The organism is Methylovirgula sp. 4M-Z18 (assembly GCF_037890675.1).
In the GTDB taxonomy this organism is placed as follows: Bacteria; Pseudomonadota; Alphaproteobacteria; order Rhizobiales; family Beijerinckiaceae; genus 4M-Z18.
On record NZ_CP149574.1, the window covers coordinates 1,947,936 to 1,968,014 of the forward strand.

Annotated in this window: 23 protein-coding genes; 6 read left to right on the forward strand and 17 right to left on the reverse strand. The window is 60.9% G+C overall.

All coding sequences use genetic code 11. The annotated features are described in order from the left end of the window. Nucleotides 1-174: 174 nt before the first annotated feature. The gene (locus V9T28_RS08925) at nucleotides 175-951 is read left to right on the forward strand and encodes a hypothetical protein (RefSeq protein WP_147306363.1); all 777 of its coding nucleotides are present in this window, start codon (nucleotides 175-177) and stop codon (nucleotides 949-951) included. Nucleotides 952-2,060: 1,109 nt separating this feature from the next. Here the strand turns inward: V9T28_RS08925 and V9T28_RS08930 are convergent. From V9T28_RS08930 to V9T28_RS08945, 4 genes are all read right to left on the reverse strand, one after another. Continuing rightward, complete coding sequence (locus V9T28_RS08930) at nucleotides 2,061-2,822, reverse strand: helix-turn-helix domain-containing protein (protein WP_158554673.1); 762 nt, start codon at nucleotides 2,820-2,822, stop codon at nucleotides 2,061-2,063. Nucleotides 2,823-3,070: 248 nt separating this feature from the next. Further along, nucleotides 3,071-4,174 (reverse strand): methylamine utilization protein MauJ, encoded by a 1,104-nt coding sequence (mauJ, locus tag V9T28_RS08935; RefSeq protein ID WP_147306364.1) that lies wholly within the window; start codon nucleotides 4,172-4,174, stop codon nucleotides 3,071-3,073. 135 nt (nucleotides 4,175-4,309) lie between these two features. Further along, a complete protein-coding gene (locus V9T28_RS08940) occupies nucleotides 4,310-5,737 on the reverse strand; it encodes a caspase family protein (protein WP_158554674.1) in 1,428 nt (475 codons plus the stop codon). Between the two features lie 205 nt (nucleotides 5,738-5,942). Continuing rightward, nucleotides 5,943-6,791, reverse strand: coding sequence for a DNA adenine methylase (locus tag V9T28_RS08945; protein ID WP_116398640.1), 849 nt, complete (start codon nucleotides 6,789-6,791; stop codon nucleotides 5,943-5,945). Between the two features lie 156 nt (nucleotides 6,792-6,947). On the opposite strand from V9T28_RS08945, the gene V9T28_RS08950 reads away from it, so the two are divergent. From V9T28_RS08950 to V9T28_RS08970, 5 genes are read left to right on the forward strand one after another with little or no spacing between them, the layout of a single operon-like run. Then, entirely contained in the window at nucleotides 6,948-7,172 is a 225-nt protein-coding gene (locus V9T28_RS08950; protein WP_116398641.1) for a hypothetical protein, read from the forward strand. 14 nt (nucleotides 7,173-7,186) lie between these two features. Next, nucleotides 7,187-7,486, forward strand: a complete 300-nt coding sequence (locus V9T28_RS08955; RefSeq protein WP_116398642.1) for a hypothetical protein — start codon at nucleotides 7,187-7,189, stop codon at nucleotides 7,484-7,486. A gap of 26 nt (nucleotides 7,487-7,512) precedes the next feature. Beyond that, complete coding sequence (locus V9T28_RS08960) at nucleotides 7,513-8,181, forward strand: SOS response-associated peptidase (RefSeq protein WP_116398643.1); 669 nt, start codon at nucleotides 7,513-7,515, stop codon at nucleotides 8,179-8,181. Next, nucleotides 8,178-8,441 (forward strand): hypothetical protein, encoded by a 264-nt coding sequence (locus tag V9T28_RS08965; protein ID WP_116398644.1) that lies wholly within the window; start codon nucleotides 8,178-8,180, stop codon nucleotides 8,439-8,441. Before V9T28_RS08960 ends, V9T28_RS08965 begins: the two co-directional genes overlap by 4 nt. A gap of 34 nt (nucleotides 8,442-8,475) precedes the next feature. After that, nucleotides 8,476-8,793 (forward strand): hypothetical protein, encoded by a 318-nt coding sequence (locus tag V9T28_RS08970; RefSeq protein WP_116398645.1) that lies wholly within the window; start codon nucleotides 8,476-8,478, stop codon nucleotides 8,791-8,793. 120 nt (nucleotides 8,794-8,913) lie between these two features. Here the strand turns inward: V9T28_RS08970 and V9T28_RS08975 are convergent, their stop codons facing one another. The 13 genes from V9T28_RS08975 to V9T28_RS09035 all read right to left on the reverse strand — a co-directional run bounded on the left by V9T28_RS08975 (nucleotide 8,914) and on the right by V9T28_RS09035 (nucleotide 20,047). Then, entirely contained in the window at nucleotides 8,914-9,201 is a 288-nt protein-coding gene (locus V9T28_RS08975; RefSeq protein WP_116398646.1) for a hypothetical protein, read from the reverse strand. Continuing rightward, a complete protein-coding gene (locus tag V9T28_RS08980) occupies nucleotides 9,185-9,610 on the reverse strand; it encodes a hypothetical protein (RefSeq protein ID WP_116398647.1) in 426 nt (141 codons plus the stop codon). The genes V9T28_RS08975 and V9T28_RS08980 overlap by 17 nt, the downstream gene beginning before the upstream one ends. After that, entirely contained in the window at nucleotides 9,607-10,155 is a 549-nt protein-coding gene (locus V9T28_RS08985; RefSeq protein ID WP_116398648.1) for a hypothetical protein, read from the reverse strand. Before V9T28_RS08985 ends, V9T28_RS08980 begins: the two co-directional genes overlap by 4 nt. Then, on the reverse strand, nucleotides 10,152-10,913 hold the full coding sequence (locus tag V9T28_RS08990) for a glycoside hydrolase family 19 protein (protein ID WP_116398649.1): 762 nt from the start codon (nucleotides 10,911-10,913) through the stop codon (nucleotides 10,152-10,154). Before V9T28_RS08990 ends, V9T28_RS08985 begins: the two co-directional genes overlap by 4 nt. Continuing rightward, nucleotides 10,910-11,248: a septal ring lytic transglycosylase RlpA family protein gene (locus V9T28_RS08995; RefSeq protein WP_116399779.1), complete on the reverse strand. Its 339-nt coding sequence runs from the start codon at nucleotides 11,246-11,248 to the stop codon at nucleotides 10,910-10,912. Before V9T28_RS08995 ends, V9T28_RS08990 begins: the two co-directional genes overlap by 4 nt. A 157-nt stretch (nucleotides 11,249-11,405) precedes the next feature. After that, nucleotides 11,406-12,356 (reverse strand): hypothetical protein, encoded by a 951-nt coding sequence (locus V9T28_RS09000; protein WP_116398650.1) that lies wholly within the window; start codon nucleotides 12,354-12,356, stop codon nucleotides 11,406-11,408. Between the two features lie 137 nt (nucleotides 12,357-12,493). After that, nucleotides 12,494-13,600, reverse strand: coding sequence for a phage late control D family protein (locus tag V9T28_RS09005; RefSeq protein ID WP_116398651.1), 1,107 nt, complete (start codon nucleotides 13,598-13,600; stop codon nucleotides 12,494-12,496). 17 nt (nucleotides 13,601-13,617) lie between these two features. Next, complete coding sequence (locus tag V9T28_RS09010; protein ID WP_116398652.1) at nucleotides 13,618-13,842, reverse strand: tail protein X; 225 nt, start codon at nucleotides 13,840-13,842, stop codon at nucleotides 13,618-13,620. Further along, nucleotides 13,839-14,264, reverse strand: a complete 426-nt coding sequence (locus V9T28_RS09015) for a phage tail protein (protein WP_116398653.1) — start codon at nucleotides 14,262-14,264, stop codon at nucleotides 13,839-13,841. The genes V9T28_RS09010 and V9T28_RS09015 overlap by 4 nt, the downstream gene beginning before the upstream one ends. An 87-nt stretch (nucleotides 14,265-14,351) precedes the next feature. Further along, the gene (locus V9T28_RS09020; RefSeq protein ID WP_116398654.1) at nucleotides 14,352-16,880 is read right to left on the reverse strand and encodes a hypothetical protein; all 2,529 of its coding nucleotides are present in this window, start codon (nucleotides 16,878-16,880) and stop codon (nucleotides 14,352-14,354) included. 114 nt (nucleotides 16,881-16,994) lie between these two features. Further along, nucleotides 16,995-17,423, reverse strand: a complete 429-nt coding sequence (locus tag V9T28_RS09025) for a hypothetical protein (protein WP_116398655.1) — start codon at nucleotides 17,421-17,423, stop codon at nucleotides 16,995-16,997. 151 nt (nucleotides 17,424-17,574) lie between these two features. After that, complete coding sequence (locus tag V9T28_RS09030) at nucleotides 17,575-18,102, reverse strand: phage major tail tube protein (protein ID WP_116398656.1); 528 nt, start codon at nucleotides 18,100-18,102, stop codon at nucleotides 17,575-17,577. Between the two features lie 121 nt (nucleotides 18,103-18,223). Further along, nucleotides 18,224-20,047: a hypothetical protein gene (locus V9T28_RS09035; RefSeq protein ID WP_116398657.1), complete on the reverse strand. Its 1,824-nt coding sequence runs from the start codon at nucleotides 20,045-20,047 to the stop codon at nucleotides 18,224-18,226. Nucleotides 20,048-20,079 lie beyond the last annotated feature (32 nt).

A 20,079-nucleotide genomic window follows, 5' to 3' on the forward strand; every position in this document is an offset into this window, starting at 1 on the left:
ACTACATCCAAAGCCCCCAATCTGGCCAGCTGGTGTTCGTCCTTCGTGTTCGTCAATGAATACAACGCACAACCGGGGCCATCTTACGAAGTCGGGCGAACTGACGGTCACCAGCTTGCCTTTACGCGTCTTATCACGATAGTTCGGCTTACCTGTAGCGATAGGGAATGGCTCATGTCGTCCGGTCTTGAATTGAAACCCCCATCTGAGGCAATCCCGCTCCGAGGTGTAGACTCTGACGACCGCCATGAACTTATGACCGACTGGTTTTACGAGAACTTCGAGGACCCAGCCCATCATTATCCTTATGACAGCGAAGAAGGCGACTACCATTATGTTTGGGGGCCCTTTGATGCGCGCGAACAGCTAGAAGCTAACTTCCCTGAAGCCACGATTGAGGAAATCGATTACGTCGTGCACTTCGTTCAGGGGAGTGGAATCTTTAACTGGGCTCCCCATCAAAGTCGTATTCGGCCGGACGATATCGATGACGACAGGCCAAGGGCGCCGTCGATTGAACAGCAAGTTGCGGCGCTTGGTGGCCAACTTGACGAAATTGAGCGGCTTGTCGATACCCTCCGCCCACAGAATCCGCGGATGGGGCACAATCGACCGCCGGAAGCCATGGTAATTGCGATCGACCGCCAGGAACTCGATGAGGTCAAGGAGAGTATTCGCGATATTAGGGGCGAACTGGCAAAGCAGGATCCCGTCAACAATGCCGATGCTGCAACACTTGAGAAGGCTGAGGGCCGTTTTCGCTCCTTGGCACGCAAGGTGCTGGGGTGGCTCGCGAAGGCAGCGGCGGCGGGGGTGGGGATTTTAGCCACTGGAGCACTCGGTGAGGCCGGCAAGGAACTCGTTCAAGATCCTCACGCCTTGGCGACGAAGCTCGGGGTGGCGGCGGACACATTGAGAGATTGGATTCACCACCTTCATCCGCCGTTCTAGATGTTTCGCGGAGCTAAGGGTATCTAGCGCCAGGGTAGAATCCGTATCCAGGACCGGCAGTGCATCCGGGACCCCTGCAATTCCAAGGGTGCGTACCCACCGGCCAGCACATGTATTTGCTGCTCAGCCCCGTCTTGACGAACTGCAGGTAAATATCGGAATTTATTCCGGTGCCTCGGCCAGCCAAACTCGGAATGGAAGCATAATATCCCAACCCATCTTGCTGTATAATTGTCGAAAACGTGGACTGACTATCTATACCTGTATGATCCCAATCGATTTTCGCTTTACAAATCTGATACCCTGGAGGTGCAAAATACTTGCCATAAAATTCGTTATTTGATCGACGATCAGTAAACGTACGTATTTCGTTGCCAACAGCAAGGCCAACCGTGGTACAATCTGCGGGGTCATCCGAGAACACTGAGCATCCAGCGGCTACTAGGCCTGCCCATATGTTTGGATCGGTTAGCTTATCCAAAACGATTCCCGAAAAATTGCCATTCTTGTCGATGCCGAACCTAGTTTTTAGCGACACCACCTCGGGAGCTCCCGTAAACGGAGCGAATGTCGGGGCAGTGGCGCAACCATTTAGAAGGAGCGCCGCTACAAACAACTGCGCTATGGAGCGAATTTTCATAGAGCCCCCCAGTCACGGATATTGCCGCCAGGTCAGGTGACAGCCTTATCTCGCATAGCGCCGAACGCAGCAACGAACAATTCGGCAAAATGGACGAGGTCGCAGCTTATGATCAAACATTGTGGTCCCTTGTCTGCGGCTTCAACGCTGCTTCTCAGCGCGGGGACGACCACCCAAACCGCGCATCAAATTGGTTGTAAAAAGTCCCGCAAGAAATCCCACGAGAATTAATCAACATGACCTAAGTCGTTGGCAAATATATAGAATCCGAAAGGCGCGCCGACGTCTGGGGGACTAGGGGTCGTGGGTTCGAATCCCGCCACTCCGACCATTTATTCCATTGAAATTGCTGCGTTGTTTGGATTTCCGCGACCGGTGATGATTGTCGATTTGTGGAACGGAATGGCGCCAAAGTGCGACTTTGGGAGCGAAAAGTCCCACCAGAGTCCCACGGATGTTCTGATTCTGTCTATGGCCTGAAGTTGGGGCCTTCGATCCGGGGGGCCCAGCTTTGGCTGAATATCTCAAGCGCATGATGAATCGAAAAAACCAGTTCGTTGGGCGCCTGCGTTCCGAGATCTCGTAGACATTTGAAGGTCGCTTCGATTTCATCATCTCTTTCGACCGCGGCTTTCAGACCGGCATCGGCGATTTTATCGAGCCTGTCAGCCTGCGCCTGGATCTCCGCTTGCCGCTGCTGCGTTGCGTCTGGCGTCATCGAACGAGCACCGCTTCGAACAAAGAGGTGAGCGCTCTCGCGGACCGATTGGGCGGTCTTGCGCAGGAGATTGATGAGGCTTGGCGCATCGGTATCCGTCCCGTTTGCCACGCGGCCCAGCTCGACTGTGTTCCATATCGGCGCCCCATCCTTCTCGATGATAAATGGGTTGCAAAAGCTGTCGCGGCCCCACAACGCCTGCACCCGGGCAAGCGCCATGACGTTCGACGGATACGCCTCTTGCTGCATAGTCGCTGGCCGAGGCCGCGGCCCATAGGGCTCAACGAACATCGGGCCATCACTATAGATGAGCGTGACCGGGCCTTGCATGGAATTCTCCTGTTTAAGGCGCGAGTCCAAAAAGCTCGCGGCCATATTGACAGCAGTCGGCACCGCGCCCGGCATGGCCTCCCAGTTCTGAATTGTCGTTCGGGTCACCTTCATGCGCTCCGCGAGTTGATTCTGTGTTAGGCTATGGCTTTCGCGCCATGCCTTGAATTCGCTACCGACCATTCTCATTCTCAAATAATTTATCATTTGTGAGAATGTAGGGCCAAAATTTTTGGCTGTCAATGGAAATATAAGTAGCGAAATTTGGTTCTGCGGTCCGGGCAGGGGGAATATCGCGGAGGGACGACAGGGCAGGTGCCGACGCACTCACCAGTCCATGTTGGTCGCATTCGTCCAAGCGTTGTGTGTCTCGATTGCGTGTTACGGGGCCGCCGGCAAAGTCGCCCAAAAGGGCAGGTGGGCATCCGTCATCATTGCTGTCCGCCTGTTTCTGCAAGCGTCGAAAGATCCAGCCCGGCATCCATCGCTGTACGGAATGCCAGGCGATAGGCCTCTATCACGGCGCGGGCGCAGAGTTCGACAGCCACCGCTGTGGTGCTGAACCGGACAATCTCGTTCGGATTGCTCATGACCAGCGGGCTCAGCCCATCCTTCTCAAAATGGGCAACGGCGTTTCGAAAGCCCGGCGTCAGTAGTTCGTCGCGAAACTTGGTGATCGACTGGCCGATGTGGGCGCGAAACGACTCATCGAGGTCCGGGTGATCCGGAACGCGGTCTGGTGGCACTGGATACGGTAGCTCGGCCGCACGGAACAACTTAGCCAAGTCCGGTTTCAGCCTCGTCAAGTATCCCTCCAAGATCTTGTAGAAACAAAGGAATTTGTAGATCGGGCTAGCCGACCCCAAGCCCTCTCTGTACAGGGCGAGGATCGGTCTCAATGGCGTGGGGATTTCAGTTGCCGACGGGTTGATCGCGGTAAGCTGAAACGGCCGGGAAAATCGAACCATTTCACTCTTGCTCGTAAGGTCGCGTGCGCGAAGCCGCGTCAGGTAAACTGGGGCCGTCGCCTCGTAGGCCCAGTGATCGAGGAAGGCAGCACACGCCAGTTGCAGACGGTCCAGCGCTTCATTAGCCGACCGGGCCCAACACCTCATTTTGACGATAGACGCTTCGCTATTCGCATTCCTGCCAACTATGACCCTACCCCATTGGGTATCCACAGCCATGCCTGGTAGCGCAAAGACGAAATAGGAGTCGCCGTCAGCCTCGGTAAACTGAAAATCCAACGCGTTAACCGGGCTCGGGGCCTTCGACAGAAGGGCGGCCGCCTCGAACTCTCGTTCCGAATCGTCGGTCAGTATGTCCTGGTCGCGGCGGGTGACATTTGGGAATTGTGGGACAAGGTGAAGCTCGATTAGGGAGCCGGGGAAACCTAGCTTCTCGACTGGTATCTCCATGCTGGGACCAGGCGTGTTGCCGAGACTTCGGCGACCTCGAACGGAATCTGTGCCTTTCGCCCCGGCCGATTTGCGGGCATTCCTTCGCGCGGCTCGCCCGGGGGACGATTTGGTCATTGTGATTTCCAGAGACGAACTGACGGCGTCAACAACAGCTTAGTCATAATTTCCCCCTGCCTAGACCGCGTACGGCATAGAGCGACATCAAATTGAACGGCGTAGGCGAAGGCGCATTGCTTATAGTCTAAAGTCTTACAGGTTTTTGACCGTTTCTTCGATGTAGTTGCGAACCGCGTTAGTCAATGCGTCGCGGATTTTCCCGATCAGGTCGCTTACCTCAGCATTCCATTCCAACTTGTGCCAGCGGCGCACAAGCTCGCGTCCTTCCTGATCGAAGGCGCCCCAGTCGGTTCTGGGGTGCTGGGTTACCATCTCGAAAATATAGCAATGCTTGAGGCTGGGTGCGCAGCTTAGAACGAGCTGAAGCTGCTGTAACGCCGAGTATTTAGGAGTTAAAGTCACTTTAAGCTCAGCCCGCGACATAGAGCAATTCAGTTCCAGGACGAAGTGCTCTGTCGAGTCCGGATTTAGTGCGGATAACAGATTCACCGCGCCCAGTGCCCATCTTCCCAATCTTTTGTCGCTCTTGATTTCGGCAATCACAAACCGGTCCGGGCGTGTCTCACGGGAGAGTGTCCGGATGATAAAGTCTCTTATAATAGGCTCGCGGAACGTCGAATGCTCGGAAGTTGTGGTCTCGAAAAGCTCAGCGAACTCGCTTTCATCGAACTTCGCGATCAGGCCGTCGAAAAGATCGTCAACAAGTCTTTTTGCCCTATCTGCGTCACCCATCCGTTGCTCCGCTGCGATCAGCAGTTGTTTGGGCGTCCGTGGTTCCGTGACGATGATTGCATCTCTGCTCTCGTTGTGATCCTCATTGCCTTCGCCTTCACTTGGCTTTGCGCGCCAGCGGTTTGCGAATCCTTGTCGGAAGCTGGCGAGCTTGCTTGCGTCGTCGACAAATATCTCGCGTCCCGTTCCCTGGTTTACAAAATAGGGAGTTTGTTCGTCGTTTCCGATGAATTCGTCGCGCAGTGCGTTCGTGATGTCGGAGTAATAAACTACACCTTCGGTCTTGCGCACACTCGCATCGAGAAAGGCGCGTGTGAAAGCGCTAAGTTGGTCCCCGCCGAGTGACGTCTGATCGTCCAATGATGATGAGAATTGAAGCACATTGCGTAGCCCATCCTGCACCACTGGCAACAGAGGGGGCTCGCCCTTCACCAGGGGCGCACCGGAGAAGCAAGCGTCAAAGATCGTAACGAGAAGTTCCGGTCTGGCGGCTCGGAACAGGTCCATTAACTCGCTGTGCCGAAAACCCGTCTCATTGGGGCGGTTTGCGTCGAACGTGGTTCCACAGAGGTAGAGCTCCTGACCTCTCTGGATACCGTGCCCCGAGAAATAGAAGAGCACTTCACTGTAATCGACGCCTGGCGGCAAGGCGGCACGCACAACATCCCGCATCGCATCGGCGGTTAAATCGACATGCTCTAGGACGTGGTCAAACCGGTCGGTCGCCTGGAGAAGCTCTCGCATGGCGGAAACGTCCTCGCGGCAGCATGGCAATGGAGTCTCTTTGTCGTAGACTGCATTGCCAATCAGGATTGCGGTAGAGGTCACGAGCACTCCGGGAACGTTTACGTCTTAGAAGGGGGCACACTACGTCCCTTCGAAAGGATGGTCTAGGTGTCCCTGTTTCTCCGCGTTCCTGAAAGCCGTTAGGCTGAAGTTGGCCATACTTTGCCGTGAGAATTTGGGCTGGCGACGATTCCAGCGCTCAGGAATCTTGTTGCGGTCAGCGGCGTCCGATCCGGCCAAATTGGCCTCAATCGAAAAGGAGTGGCTGGGGTTCTGGCCGCATGGGGAGGTCTTTTTGCGTAACGATCAACTCGCGAGCTACCTTGGCATTGTCGTTGCCATCGATCGTATAGGTCAGATCGACCTCTTCCAAATCGAAAGATCCAAAAATCTTGCGAATTTCGGCTGTGTCGTTGATCGACAGCACGAACACACCCTTTAGCCCCGCAAGTTGCTCCGCCAGCGCCGCGAAATCGCCTCGCCCGAACATTCCTTTGCCGTAGTAGCCCTCGGCGCCCCAATAGGGCGGGTCGAGGTAGAACAGCGTGCCGGGCCGGTCATAGGCGAGGATCAGGTCGGCATAGGGCAGGTTTTCGATGACGACGGCCGCCAGGCGTTCGGCGATCTCCGCCAGGCGCGGCTCGAGCTTCGTGACGTCGAAGCGTCCGGGCAGTTGCGGCGAGACACCGAAGGTGCGGCCAGCAACCTTGCCGCCGAAGGATGCGCGCTGCAGGTAGAGAAATCGCACGGCGCGGTGCAGGTCGGTGAGTGTCTCCGGGTCCTGCGCCAGCAGCCGGCCGAATTCCTCGCGGCTGGTGAAGCGGTAGCGCAGCAGGTCCATGAAGGGCACGTAATGGTGCTGCAGGATGCGGAAGAAATTCGCCACATCGCCCGACAGGTCGTTGATCACCTCCGCGGCCGGGGCGAGCCGACGCCGCAGGAAAATGCCGCCCATGCCGACGAAGGGCTCGACATAAGCGCGGTGAGGAATGCGCTCGATCCGGGCAATGATCCGCTCGGCAAGTTGGCTTTTGCCGCCGATCCAGGCGGCGGCGGGTTTGAGAGGCGTGACTTTGCGGAATTTTTGCAGGTCCATATTGAGAACATTCTTAGTACATGTTACGAACATTCGCCGCGCAAGCGTGGCGGCGGGTGGTCGTCTCAAGCGGCTGCACAGGTTTGGCTCGACAGGATCTGTGGCGGAGGGGCGTTGGCGCGCCCCAAGGCCCCGCCTCTTTTCGAGGAGAGGTCAATGGCACGTGGAATTCTCTATATGACGGCCGAGGAAGGCCGCGCGGGTGCGGGCTGGTATATCGATGCGGGCGAATTCCTGGTCGTCGGCCCGAACCAAGACGAGGCCGGTAATTTCGTGCCGTTCCCGACGCGCGAGGCCGCGGAGGCCTGGGCCAAGGGGGGTAAGTCCACCGTTCCGTTTCTGCAGCCGATCGGCCTGTACGAGCGCGGGCAGTTGCATTGACGTGAGTGCCGGCGATGATCACGAGGCTCGGCGAGGCCTGGAAAGCAGGATGGCAGGTGCGGATCGCCTGCGCCGCCGGCAAAGGCCACGCCATGAAGAAGCACCCCATGTGCACCTTCGCAACCGATCTCGACATGAAAACTCTGATGATCGCGAAGGGGTACAACTTCCCGATCGACGGGCTGCGCGACCGGCTCATGTGCCCGGAGTGCCAGGCTTGCGACATGCGGGTGATGTATTTCCCGCCCGGCGACAACCAGCGCGAGATCGACGTCACCACCAAACCCAAGCCGCGCCGCTGGGGGACGTGGTAGAGTGCCAATAGCAATGGAGGTCATCCATGTGTGGCAGGTTCACCCAAGAATATTCCTGGCGGCAGGTTCGCGACGCGATGGACCTCACCGGCCCGGCGCCCAATTTGCGGGCGCGCTACAACATCTCGCCGACGACTAGGATCGATATCGTGCGCAGAACGAGCGTCAGCCGCGAACTCGCCCGCGCGCGCTGGGGCCTGCTACCGGCGTGGTGGAAGACGCCGCTCAAGGAGACGAAACTGAGCACCTTCAACGCCCGGTCGGAAGAGGCGCCTGGGAAGCCGATGTTTCGGAGCGCGTGGAAAGTTGCCCGCTGCATCGTGCCGGCCTCCGGATTCTACGAATGGACCGGACCGAAAACGGCGCGGATCCCACATTACATCACCGCGCGCGACGGCGGCCTCTTGGCCATGGCGGGGCTCTGGTCGGAATGGACGGATCCGGACAGCAAGGAGAGTCTGCTTACGGCGACCATCCTGACGACCGCGGCAAGCGCGTGGATGGCGCACATTCACGACCGCATGCCGGTGTTCCTCCAGCCGGAGGAGTTCGATGCCTGGCTTTCGGCAAAGGCAGGCAAAGAGTTGATGCTGCCAGCGCCCGATCACTATCTCACCGAGCATGTGGTTTCGCAGCGGGTGAACAGTTCGAGGGCTCCCGACGACGATCCGACGCTCATAGGGGCCGTGTCATGACCGAAGAAGACGACGTTAAAAAGCTGCAGAAACTGAGTGCGAAACTCCAAGCGGTGCTTGCCGGAAACGATATTCACACGTGCATCAGCCTCTTGATGGATTCGCTTGCGACGGCGTTGGCCATCTCCGCGGACACGCCGGAGCAGGTCGACCAATTTATTGATGACCACTTCATGCCGGAACTTAAGCAAGTGGTGCGGACGAAGATCGCGGCCATTCAGACGATGCAGAGCGGTCGACCGCCGGAACGGCTCAATTAGCGACACGCGACCGACATGGAAGGATGCCTGCGTCATGGAGATTATAAGTCAAATTTTAGGCGGTCTCAGCGCAGTGGCCGCCATCGCGGCGGCAATAATTTGGTTCAAATCTGCCCAAGTAAACACGCCACAGGAATTCAAGGTGGAAGTTCTAGTGGAGCTGATTCACAATTCGGACAACGTCGATGGCTCGCATATCTTTGTCGGTGGGCACGGCACGAGCCGGGAACTGGAGAGTCTCGGCAACGCGATGATCGAACAGAGCCGTCTCAGCGGCAGGGCCGCCATATGGGCTGGTGCGTCCGCCCTTCTGCAGGGGGGCGCAATCGTCGCACACCTATTTGCAAGATAAGAAAAAGCCCCGCGCGCCCATCGACGACACGGGGCAAGTCTGGCGTTTGCGTGAGGTTGAGAGCGTTGCAGCTCATCGCCGGAAGCGCCGGCGCGCCTTTGCCGCATTTACGGCGAAGCTCTATTGCCCGAAGCCCTGATTGCTCTGGAACTTGGCGAGCCGGGCCTCCAGGTCGGCGTTTCGCGCCTCGAGACGCTCGATCTTTTCGTCTTGCCGGGCGATGTATTCGGTGAGTTCTCGGATTCGGCCCAGGTATCCCTCCTGCAAGGTTCGAATCTGATCGTTGAGCGAGGAGGCGAGGTCGGATTTGCGTTTGCCGAAGACGCCGAACAGGGCGGCGATCCCCGCGATCAAACCGCCCCCCGCACCGCAGATCGCAGTCAGTTGGGCGCTATCGATCGAAAACATCCAGGGAGCTCCGCCAGCAAGCGACGCCGGTGAAGGCCGTCAACAAAGAGTAGAGAATCTGCGGCGGCGCTACCTCGGCCGCCCAGGACGACCCGGCAAAGGCCCCGAATATGATGCAGCCGAAAGCGGCACATATCATGCGTAGCAGGCTGGATCCGCGCTCGCGACGCCCGTTCACGATCAAGGCGGCGAGCCAGACGAGGCCGAAGGCCGCCATGAGCGTGCCGAGGTCCGAACCTCGCAGGCCGAGGTCATAGAGCCCCATGTAATGCGGCAAGGTGAGGATGTGCGGATGGACGAGCAGGTCGCAGCCGATGCCCGACATCGCGCTTGAAGCGAACCATTCGAACAGCTTCCCACGCGCGAACAGCAGCCGCTCGAACTCCCTCCAGATCGTGCGCCAGATCATTTATGCGTTGCCCGGATGACCTGCGCCAGGACCGACGAGATGTCGCTCGACTTTTGAGCCGAACCGCTCGATGAGCCGAGCCAAAAATTCAGCACCGTCCCAAAGCCGCCGGCGAGCGCCCCAAACAGTACGTTGGCGACGCCGCTATCCGGCACGGCCCGGAACAACATCGCCACCGACAAGCCGACGAATCCTGCGACGACAAGCACTGAGATGACCGGCGCGCCCCAGGAGATGCGCGAGCCGGTGGCGGCCAGTTGCGCCATGGTGGCGCGGGCGTTCTCGATATCGGCTAGGCGCTGCTGCTCGGCTTGCACGGCCGTGGCGCTCGCCGCCTCGGCCTGCTTCACAGCATCAGCCGCAGCGGTCGGATTGGCGTTGATCGCGGCGTTTATCGCGTCGGCCGTCGGCGAGGTGCCCAGAGCCGTCGCAAGCGCATTGAGCGCGATCGGCACCAGCGCGCCGGCGGGGCCGCCGAGCGCGGCACCGAGCACAGGTGCGCCGAGCTTGACGATGGTGGCGGCGAGATCGGTGAGGGCGCTCATTGGGTTACTCCATGAAAAAGGGCCGAGAGGAGGCGCGCCCAAAAGCTCTGCGGCGCAGGTTGAACTGGCGTCGCGGACACGGAAGGCATCGGCGACGGTGCTGGCTGAGGAAGGGGTGCGGGTTGTGGTGCAGGCGCAGGTTTCGATGGTGCCGCGTGTGTGGCGCTCGCGCCGTTCGCGCCAATAGAGACCGGCGCCGCATCTTTCACGATCGCACTCGTCACGATTTTATAGAACTTCTCGCCATAGCCGCCGATCATTGCGGCGCGGTCAGTGCCGTTGATGATACGCCGCGCGCCGGCCCAATCGGTTTTGTCGGCGTTGAAATAATCGCTGAACTTCTTGCCGGTGAACCATCCTTCGGTCATGCCGTCGATCGCGATCTTGGCGGCAACATCCTGCCGCAAGGCGAGCTCGGGATGATTGACGAGATCGAGCCCGAGCTTCTCGCCGGCCTTGCGGTAATTCGGAAGCCACGTTAGTTCCACATCGCCGCGCCCGAAATAGGTTTGATGCGTTACGGGATCCGCGCGCCCGTAGGCATGCCCCTGACCATGGCCGTATTCCGCGATGGGCTGCATGGTCGCCGCCGTCTCATGCCAGGAGGTCGCGAGCAGATACGAGAGATCGCGCGGATCATTCGACCCCATCACCTCCCAGGCATCGAGCAACGCATTGAACCCGTCGACTTGGCTTTGCTTGAGCGCGCCGAAGGCGGCGTGAGTTCCAGTGAAAAATATAACGCGGTCAATTTTCATGGGAGAACTCGCATTGTGAGAGAGCCGGTTCCGCGCTCGAGCATGCCGAGTGCGGCGGCCGCGCCGCGGGACAGATCGAGCGCGCGGCCGGTCGAAGCGGCGGGGCCGCGATCGGTGACGCGGACGACGACGGTGCGGCCGTTGGCTGGGTTGGTGAGCGCCAGGCGCGTGCCGAAGGGGAGAGATCGATGCGCGGCGGTCATGGCGCGCGGGTTGAACCGCTCGCCGTTGGCGGTATGGCGGCTAAGCCTTTCACCGCCGCCGTACCAGGATGCCCGAACCGTGCGTGGCGGCGCATTGCTGGCATGGGCGCACGCGCACAAGCCGAGACACATCGTCAGCGCGAATACGCGCGGAAATCGGTTCACTGCGCCGGCGGATGCGGCAAGACGGCGAGGGTGAAGACAATCGCCAGCACGCCGAACAGATAGAGCCCGCAGAAGGCGCGGAAGCTGTATTCGAGATTGCCCATGGGACCCTCGCGCAAAGTTGTTAATCGAGCGAATTGGAATCTTCCGAGCGGCTGCGCAGATACTGGTCGAACTGCCGCTCGAGCGCGGGTTTGGCGCCGGAAAATTCCAGCACGCCATAGGTGTTGCGTTTCAGGTCCTCGTGCGGGTCGAAGGCGTGATCGATGAACATCCCCCATCGGCTGAGGTAGCCGCGCTTCGCCTTGCTGCCGTGGAACAGATGCTCGATCGTGCCATGCACAAAACCGAGTTTCTGGTTGATGTGGGCGAGCGCCCGCGCCTCCCATCGCGTGACTGCGGAGCGGTAATTGCCGTTCGTATCGGCTGGCATGGATTTGTCGGCGTATCCGGCGATGGCGAGCGCCATATGATGGTCGCCCGACCCCATGCCGCCGACCTCGAACAGGCCACCGATCTTGTCGAGCGCCGAGCGCACATAGGCCCAGGCATAGCCGCTATGGGCGTAGTCGTAAGGGCCGCCGTCGAACTTCCACCATTTCGACCCATCCGGCACGACCGGCTTGCCGGCGTGGAACAGCGATGCGAAGGACACATGCGTCTGGATATGCTCGTCGTTCGGCCCGAGATCGTAGGCCTTGTCCCACGGCTGCACGACCGGATAGAGATCGAGCGCCCGCAGCGTTGCGGTCGCCCAGCCGGCGCGGCGAAACTGGATGTCAGCATCGAGCGTCGCGATTTTCTTCGCGCTTTCCGGTAGCCGGGAAATGCCGATGTTGAGCAGGTTTTCCTTGTTCCATACCAGCGTGGTGGCGCGTACCGGCACATGCGTGACACGTGGTCCCGCGAGATCGGTCAGATCGTGGCCACGCGAACCATAGGCGCACTCGACCAGCGTGACATGGACATTCGGCTCATGAAGCCAATCGGCGATGGCGGCGCGCGCCAGATCAAGCCGGCTCTTCCAGCCGATTGGATTGGCGATGCAGGTGACGATATGCAGGATTTCGCTCATCAATGAGTCCTTCGGGTTGGGAATGGCAAACCGCCATTGCGAGCGAAGCGAAGTGATCCATCCCCCAGCTTTGGAGATGGATTGCTTCGTCGCCTTGCTCCTCGCAATGACTGGTGATGAAGATGGATTGGGCGGACTTAGCCGCCGTTGCTCGGGCCGGAATTGCCCGGCACTTGGGTATTCGACGAACTCGTGAAACCGCTGGCGCTCTTGGCTTTCTTGCGCTTGTCGGTGCCCGCATCGCCGCTCGGCTGCTCGAGCGTCATTTGCGTGGTGTAGCCGTCCTTGCGGTGGCGGGTGTGCTCGGCATCGGTGATTTTGTAGGTGCCGTCGATGCCCGGCCGCAGGCCGGAGACTTCGCAGGGCGCCTGCGAACGGGCCGCCGGCTCGCCGTCGATCAGGATCGTGCCGCCGCCTTTCTTGCGGTCGGTCTCGCTCTTGTTCGATTGCGCCTTGGTCTTGGCGCGGTCCTGCGAGCCGTGCTTGTAGTGCTCGCGTAAACTGGCGTTGGCGCCGTCGCTGTCGTCGGTGGTGACCTCTTCTTCCTGCCACTTGGCCTGTTTGCGGTCATACCAGCGCGCTTTGTGGCTCGCATATTTGTTCGCGTCGAAGACCGGCGTCATGTCCCAATTGATGATATTGCCGGGGCGGCTGGCGTTGACGGTCGTGAGCGCCGCGCCGCCAGCGGACTCGCCGGATCCGCGCGCGACGAAGATCGCCGTGCCGCCGGAGACCTTGAACGTGGCGCCAAGTTCGCAGGCGATGCGCGCGCCCCAACCGTAGAAACTTTCGTGCGACATGTCCCAGTAGGGACGCTGGATTTGGGTGAGGCTCGCATCCACTTTCACGTCGAGCCCGGCCTGTTGCCCCCATTCCTGAGCGACATCGCCGAAGGACGCATTGTCCTTGTGCCGCTGGGCTTTCTGCTTCGCCGTCGAATTCTGGTCGGCGCTCTTCGCCGAGAGCGACAAGGTTTGACCGCCCCCGCGCGAGCCGCGCGAATGCGGCTCGTCGGTCTTGCCATCAAAGGTGATGCAGCCGCCGCCGACCCAGCCGATCTCGGCATAGATCGTGGCGCCGGTGCGCGGCAGTTCGATCTGGCCGCTGGTGTCATCGAGTTCCGCTTCGAGCGAGTCCGACTTGCCGCCTTCCGTATCCTTGATCTTGAGTGAAATCATCACGGGATCGAAATTATTGGTGACGTCGTTCCCGTCGATCTTGAGCAGCCAGTAGGAGCGGGGCATGAGTATTTCCGGTGGCGCTAGTCGTACAGGCTGATGGTGGGCTTGCCGGAGCGCGTGACCGGCGCCGGTACGGTGACTACGATCTTGGTGCCGCGCGGCGGCATGAGACCCAGCGCGGCGAGGCCGGGGTTGCCAGCGAGCACCTGCTCCACAAGACCCGGCACCTCGCGCAGGTAGCGCCGCCACAACAGCAGGTCGAGCGGCGTTTCGTCGTTCAGGAATGTCAATGTTTCCGTGGTCATCCAAACAAACTCATGAGCTGCCCCAATAGGCTGCCGGCATCGGGCGCGTTCGGCGATTTGACGAGGTCGATCGCGACTTCGATCTGGCGGCCGATTCCTTGCGGGTCGAGATAGGTGTGGCGGATGTTCGTCTTCTCGATGAAATACCAACCGAAGTTGAGCCCGTCCCCGCGCACCAGGATCTGCGGCGCGCCGGACGTGCGCAGATTGTCGAGCAGGGTCAATTCGTCGAGGCCGCCGAAGCGATGCGGGAAGAGCTTGCCTTTCAGCGTGATCTTCTCATCCGCCTCGCCAACGCCCTCGCGCGGCCGCTGCTGGTCCATGATGTCCTTGGCCGCGTAATCGTAGCCGGCGTCGCGGGTGAATTCGTCGGCATTGAGCGGCGCGACCTCGAAGGCGAGGGGGCCGAGGCAAAAGAGCATCTCAACACCTACTTTTCGTTGGCGCGAATGTGGCGCTCAAACCGCGTGTTCGCGTGTTTGAGCCAATCAAAAAAGCTCGCACGCGCGCTATTCATTACGTCGACCGCCATAACCGGCGGTGAAATTGCCCCGCATCGCGGCGGCATGCGACGGCACGTTGAGACCGCCGGCGCCGGCGCCCAGCGAGGCGAGTTCGGCCTTGGCCTGCGCCACCTTGGCGAGAAATGCGTCGATCGCGGCGGTGCTGACCTGCGGCGTGACGGTAATGCCGAGCGCAGCGAGAAGGGCGTCGCCGGCCTGCTGCGCCGCAGGCGCGACGCCTGCGATCTGGCCCGTGTCGACCTGCGGCGCGGCCGTTCCTGTGGCCGGCGCGCCGCCGGCGGCCTGGGCCCGCGTCGGAATGGTGTGGTCGCCACCGAACCCCAGACCGCGATTGGCCTCGCGGTCGGTACCGGCGCGCATGTCGTCCATTTCGAGCGTGGACATGCCGAGCGGATTGAGATCGATGCGCCGTCCGACCTGGTTGGCGGTGTCGCCGTAGCCCTGATGCTTCGAGCGCTGCTCCGCCTTGTAGCGTTGCACCGCGCGATACATGGGATCGTTCTCGAACGTGTCGTTGAACGGATTGGTGATGTCGTACCAATGCTTGTATTTGGCGAAGGCCTTGTCGACGGTCTTGTTGCCGTACATGCCCCGCAACCGTTTCTCGCGATCCGCATCCTGCTGCAGCGTCTTGTCGTCTTCGTCACTGAAAACGGTTGGAAGATTTGCGAGCACGCCGAGCCCGGCCATTCCTTTAAGCTTGCCACCCCAGGCGCGCAGCGTGCCCCATACACCGGCGCCGCCGCCCACGTCCTTGGCGATGTCGTTGGTCACGCCACCGCCGCCAGCGGCGAGGACCTCGGCCGCATTGGTGAGCGCTGCCGCCGACTCGTCGAGAGCCACGGCAGATCCCTTCAGCCCAAAGCCTGTCATGAAACCGTTGAGCGCGCCATAGAGCAGCGCCCCACCGCCCGCCGCGCCGGCGCCGATCGCGCCGCCGGCAGCCCATTTGGCAAGTTCCGGATTGTCCTTCTGCCATTGCGCAAGCGATTCCGACCAGCCTGAGATAGTTTTGGAGAAAGACGTCATGTATGTCGCCGCGTCTTTCATTGCAGGTCCCGACAGCGTGCCAAGAAAGTCCTGCAGTGACGTGTTGAGCGAGTCCATACCTGCGAGCGGATCTTCGGCCTGGTTCTTCATCCAGTCCTGCCCGGCCGCCGCCTCGTAATTGGCGCGGTGCGTCTTGAGCGTCTCCTCCTGCTGCAACAGGATTCGCGCCATGTTGGCCGCCGTGCTCGGCATGACCTGGTTGAGCAGCCGGATCTGATCGGACAGGGTCTTCGCGCCCATCTTCTCGGCGGCCGGCTTGAAATACGCGGTGAGCCATTTGCCCGGATCGCTGGCGAGGAGATCGTCGCCCTTGACCTTGCCGAGATAGCCATGAATGGCGCCGGTCTTGGTGCGCACAATCTGTTTCGGATCCTCGAGCAGACCGAGTTTGTCGAGCTGCTTCACGGCCGTCATCTTGTTTGCGAGACCGCCGCGCAAGGTCTTGGTCATCATCGACAGGGCGTCGCCGGCCGAGGAGCCGTGCATTTCCTGGATCAGGCTCGGCAGGGTCAGGTTGATGAACTCGTCGGATAGGGTCGCGCCGGCGCTTTTCGAATATTTCGCCGCCTCGTAGATCTGCTCGGTCGAGATCGTCTTGCCCATCACCGACATGGCGGCGATCTGGCTTTGCAGGAACTTATGGAAGCGCTCGGGATTGGCCATCATGCCGAGCGACTCGGCGCCCTTGACAAGATCGGCAACATTGGCGTTCTCGGCGCCCATGGCCTTGAGCACGGACGTCGCTTTCGCGAGTTCCGGCATCAGCTCGAACGTCTCTTCCGGATGCATGACCGCCGAGCGCGCTTCCTTGTGCAACTCCATCAATTGCGCGACGCTGAGGTTCGGCACCGTCTTCTTGAGGTCGAGCGCCTCGGCTTTCACCCGCGCGATTTCGTCGGCCTTGATGCCGGCCTGCATCATCTGCACGACTTCGTGTTGACGCTCGGCGGCGTTGTCGATCGACTCCTTCGTCAGTTTGAGCAGCTCATGGCCGGCGGCGCCGGCGCCCAGCGTCGCCGCGAGTTCCTTGTGGCCGGCCAGCCATTTGTTGTGACCGCCATGTTGTGCGGGCTCGTCCGGCTTCGGCAGCTTGACCGGCTTGTTCATCTGGCGGTCGAAGGCGGCACGCTCGCGCGCGACTTGGCGCAGGGCGCGAATGGTCTGGTCTTCCCATTGCGTCACTGCCGACGCCTGGGTCTTGGTCCATTCGCTGGCATTGGCGGCGAGCTTCTCGCTCGCGGCATATTTCTGCCAGGCCTTGCCGACGGCCTCGATGTCCTTCGCTTCGAGCTTCAGCTTCTGCAGCGATTTGACCAGCTTTTCGGGGCCGGCGACGTTGCCGAATTGCTTGTCGACATTCTTGGCGTGGGCGCGAATCTGATCCATCGCGCGCTCGATGCTCGGCGCACGCTTGGTCACATCCTCCTTGAGCATGACCGCGAGGGTGGATGTCAGATTGGCCATGGTGTCTCGACGCTCACAATTGATCCTCGAGCCGCATCGCTTCGATCAGCTCGGCGCAGAATTGGTCCCAGTACAAAGCCATGATCTCGGTCATGGACCAGCCGAGCACGTGGCCTATGAAGGCGCGATAGTGTCGCCAGGCGTAGGGGCTGAAGCGTTCGGGTCGTTCGCGTCCGAAGCGGTCTTGGCGCCCTCGTCGGTACGGAATCGCCGGGGCAAAAAATCCTCGGCCTCCTTTAGCAAGGTCAGCATGTCGTCGTCGTCGAGGCTGTCCAGCACGTCGCCCGGAAGGAGCGCACCGGACTCATCGGCGAACAGCGGAAAGTAGCGCGCGCCGAGCGTTTCGCCGCGAGCAGATTCGACGAACTGGTCGATCTCGCCGGCGGTCATGCGCTTGATCACCACTACGTTGAGCGGGACGCCGTCGACCTCCACCGGCCACTCCAGGGGGACGGTCTTGAGTCGGGATTTCTCGCCGACAAAGCGGATGGTGCGCTTGGGCGGTGCGCCGAGTGTAGCGGCGGCGGCATACGTTTCGGTCATGCTTGGTTCCTTGGAGTTGCGGGATGGTGGCAAGATCTGTGCCGCAGCGGCTTCTCGGTCCGGCTTGCGTTGTCGGTGGATCCCGGGTCAAGCCCGGGATGACATCGCGGGGTCTTATTTGCGGCGAACGGCGCAGGCGCCGAGCGCGCAGTCAGGCGATACGAAGAATCGTCTTCTCGGCGCTGTTCATGTCGGTGCCGTCGACGCGCCAGGTGGAGGCGAGGAAATCGTAGAAATACTTCTCGGTCTTGTCGAAATAGAGTTCGTAATGGGTGATTTCCTTGATCTCGTGGTCCTGCTCGTCGAGATCGCCGCGCTTCCATTCGTTGGGGTCGAGTTTGGTGAGGCGGCCCCAGGCCACGGCCTTCAATTCGATCGCGCGTCCGGTCGATTTGTCGCGGATGACGCCGTAGATCGTGTAGGGCATCGACGTGCGGCCGTTGATGCCGAACAGCGACATGGTCTGCGGGTCGGTGCCCTTGAGCTTGAACTGGATGCTGAGGGCGTTCATGCCGAGACCGCCGATCTCGATCGCGCCGATCGAACCGCCGGCGTGGTGCTCGGCGGTTTTTTCCTCGAGCGATGCTAGTTTCAGGCTATCGAGGGTGAGATGCTTCGAGCGGTCTGTGCCGGTGTCGCCGGCGAAGATGTTCATGGCCTCTTTGACGTAAATCGTCATGGCGATCTCCTAAAGGTGGGGAAGGGGCTCACTGTCGTTGCGAGGAGCAAAAGCGACGAAGCAATCCATCTCCCAGACTCGAGGATGGATTGCTTTGCTGCGCTCGCGATGACGGCGTTGGTTAGTTGAGGAACTGCGCCGGCAGTTGCGCGGCCTGGGCGATCAGCGTCGAAAGCTCGAAGGTGAGCGCCTCACGATACGGGCCGGAATTGACCGTCACCTGGGTGATCGGCGCCGGTTCTTCCTGGTTGTAGGCGATCGCGAACTGGCCCTGCCGCAACGCGTCGACCGAATTGTCGGCGGCGTTGAAACTGACCTTGAAGCCGAGCACCGCCTTTTTCATGATCAGATAGGAGCCGACCGCGTTCATGTCGTTGAGCACGTCCTGCACGCCCTGCGGCGTCACGTTCTCGGTGCCGAGGCGCAGGCGGATGCTTTTCATCAGGGCGAGGTGGGTCCAGTCGCGGCCGCGCCGCTTGTTGTAGAACCATTGCAGCGGATCGGAACTGGCGTTCCACACGCCGGCCCAGACATAGCCGGAGGCGCTGATCGCCGTTTCGTCGCCGATCTCGCCGCGTTCGATCACTGAGATGTTCTGCGCCAGCAATTCCTGGCCGGCGGTGGCGCCATCGACGAGGCTGAACGGGTAACTGTTCTTGAGGCCGAGAATGCCCTGCACCGGCTGGCCGGAGATCGACCAGAACGGCAGGCCTTCGTGCTGGAAGTCGACGCGAGCGAAGAGGCCGAGGGCAACGGCCGCGCCGTCCTGATATTCCGTGCCCGGCGAGACCGTCTGACCGGCCGGGATCGGCGATTGGATGATCTCCCATGCATCGGTCGGGATGAGGCGCGGATCGGAGAGCACCTGGCGGAAATTGAGGGCGCCTTGCTGGCCGCTGCCGTCGGAGCCGACCACGGCGCAACCGAAGAGCGCGGCGCAAATTGCCGGCAGGTTGGCGCAGATCGGATTGGCGAGGGCCTGCATGGCGACCGTCGCTGTCGCGCCGATGATGTTGGCCGCCAGGGTGAAGGCGTTGCCGCCGACGCCGAGCGTCTTGTCGGTGATGGTGAGCGCCGTCGCGGTCGCCGCGTAGGTGCAGAGCGAAATGTTCGCGTCCGCCGAGGCGTTGCAGAAGGCCGCCAGATTGGCCAGCGTGGCGGCCAGGGTCGCGCCCGGCACCACATCGTTGGCAGCGGTGCCGAAGGTCACCACGGTGCCGTCCAGGGTGATCGTGTTGCCGACCACGGGGTTGGTGACGAAATTGATCGCACCGGTCGCCGCGACCCCCACCGCGCCGCCGGTCAAGGTCGGGCCGGACACGGTCGCGCCCTTGCCGTCGCCGCCGATGCTGCAGGTCACCACGGTGCCGGCATCGTATTGGCCGGGCGCGGTCAGATTGACGCCGGTCACCACGCCATTGGCGATAATGGCCGTGCCGGTGGCGCCGGGCGGATTGAACGTGACCGGCGCATTGGTGAATCCGGTGCCGCCGCCGGTGATGGTGACGGATTGCACGCCAAGGTCGCTGGTGCCGGTATAGCCTGGCGCGCCGATGAGGCGCGGCACTTCTCCGAGAAGCGTTTTGGCCTTGAGCAGGGCATAAAGCCCGCTGCCGTTGGCAGGATTGCCGGCAATGTTGGCGATCGTGGCGTCGATGTCTGCGCCGGTGGCGACGCGCACGGCGACGATGCGGGCCGAGGTCTGCAGGTCGGCAAGCTGGTTGTCGATCGTCACCACCGTCTTGTAGAGCGGGCCGGTGCCGAGGGCGGCGAGGGCGGTCGCATCGCCGGAATCGAAGGCGATCGGCGTGTCGAGCGGATAGGTGGCGGCGATCGCATCGTCGGACGGCAGCACCAGGCCGATGATCGACAGATCAGACGGCTGGGCGGGACGCGGCTCGTTGTTGACGTTGTTGAACACCATGCCATAGCGGGGTGTGGTCATCGGGGTCTCCTAAAGAAAAAGGGCCGCTGATG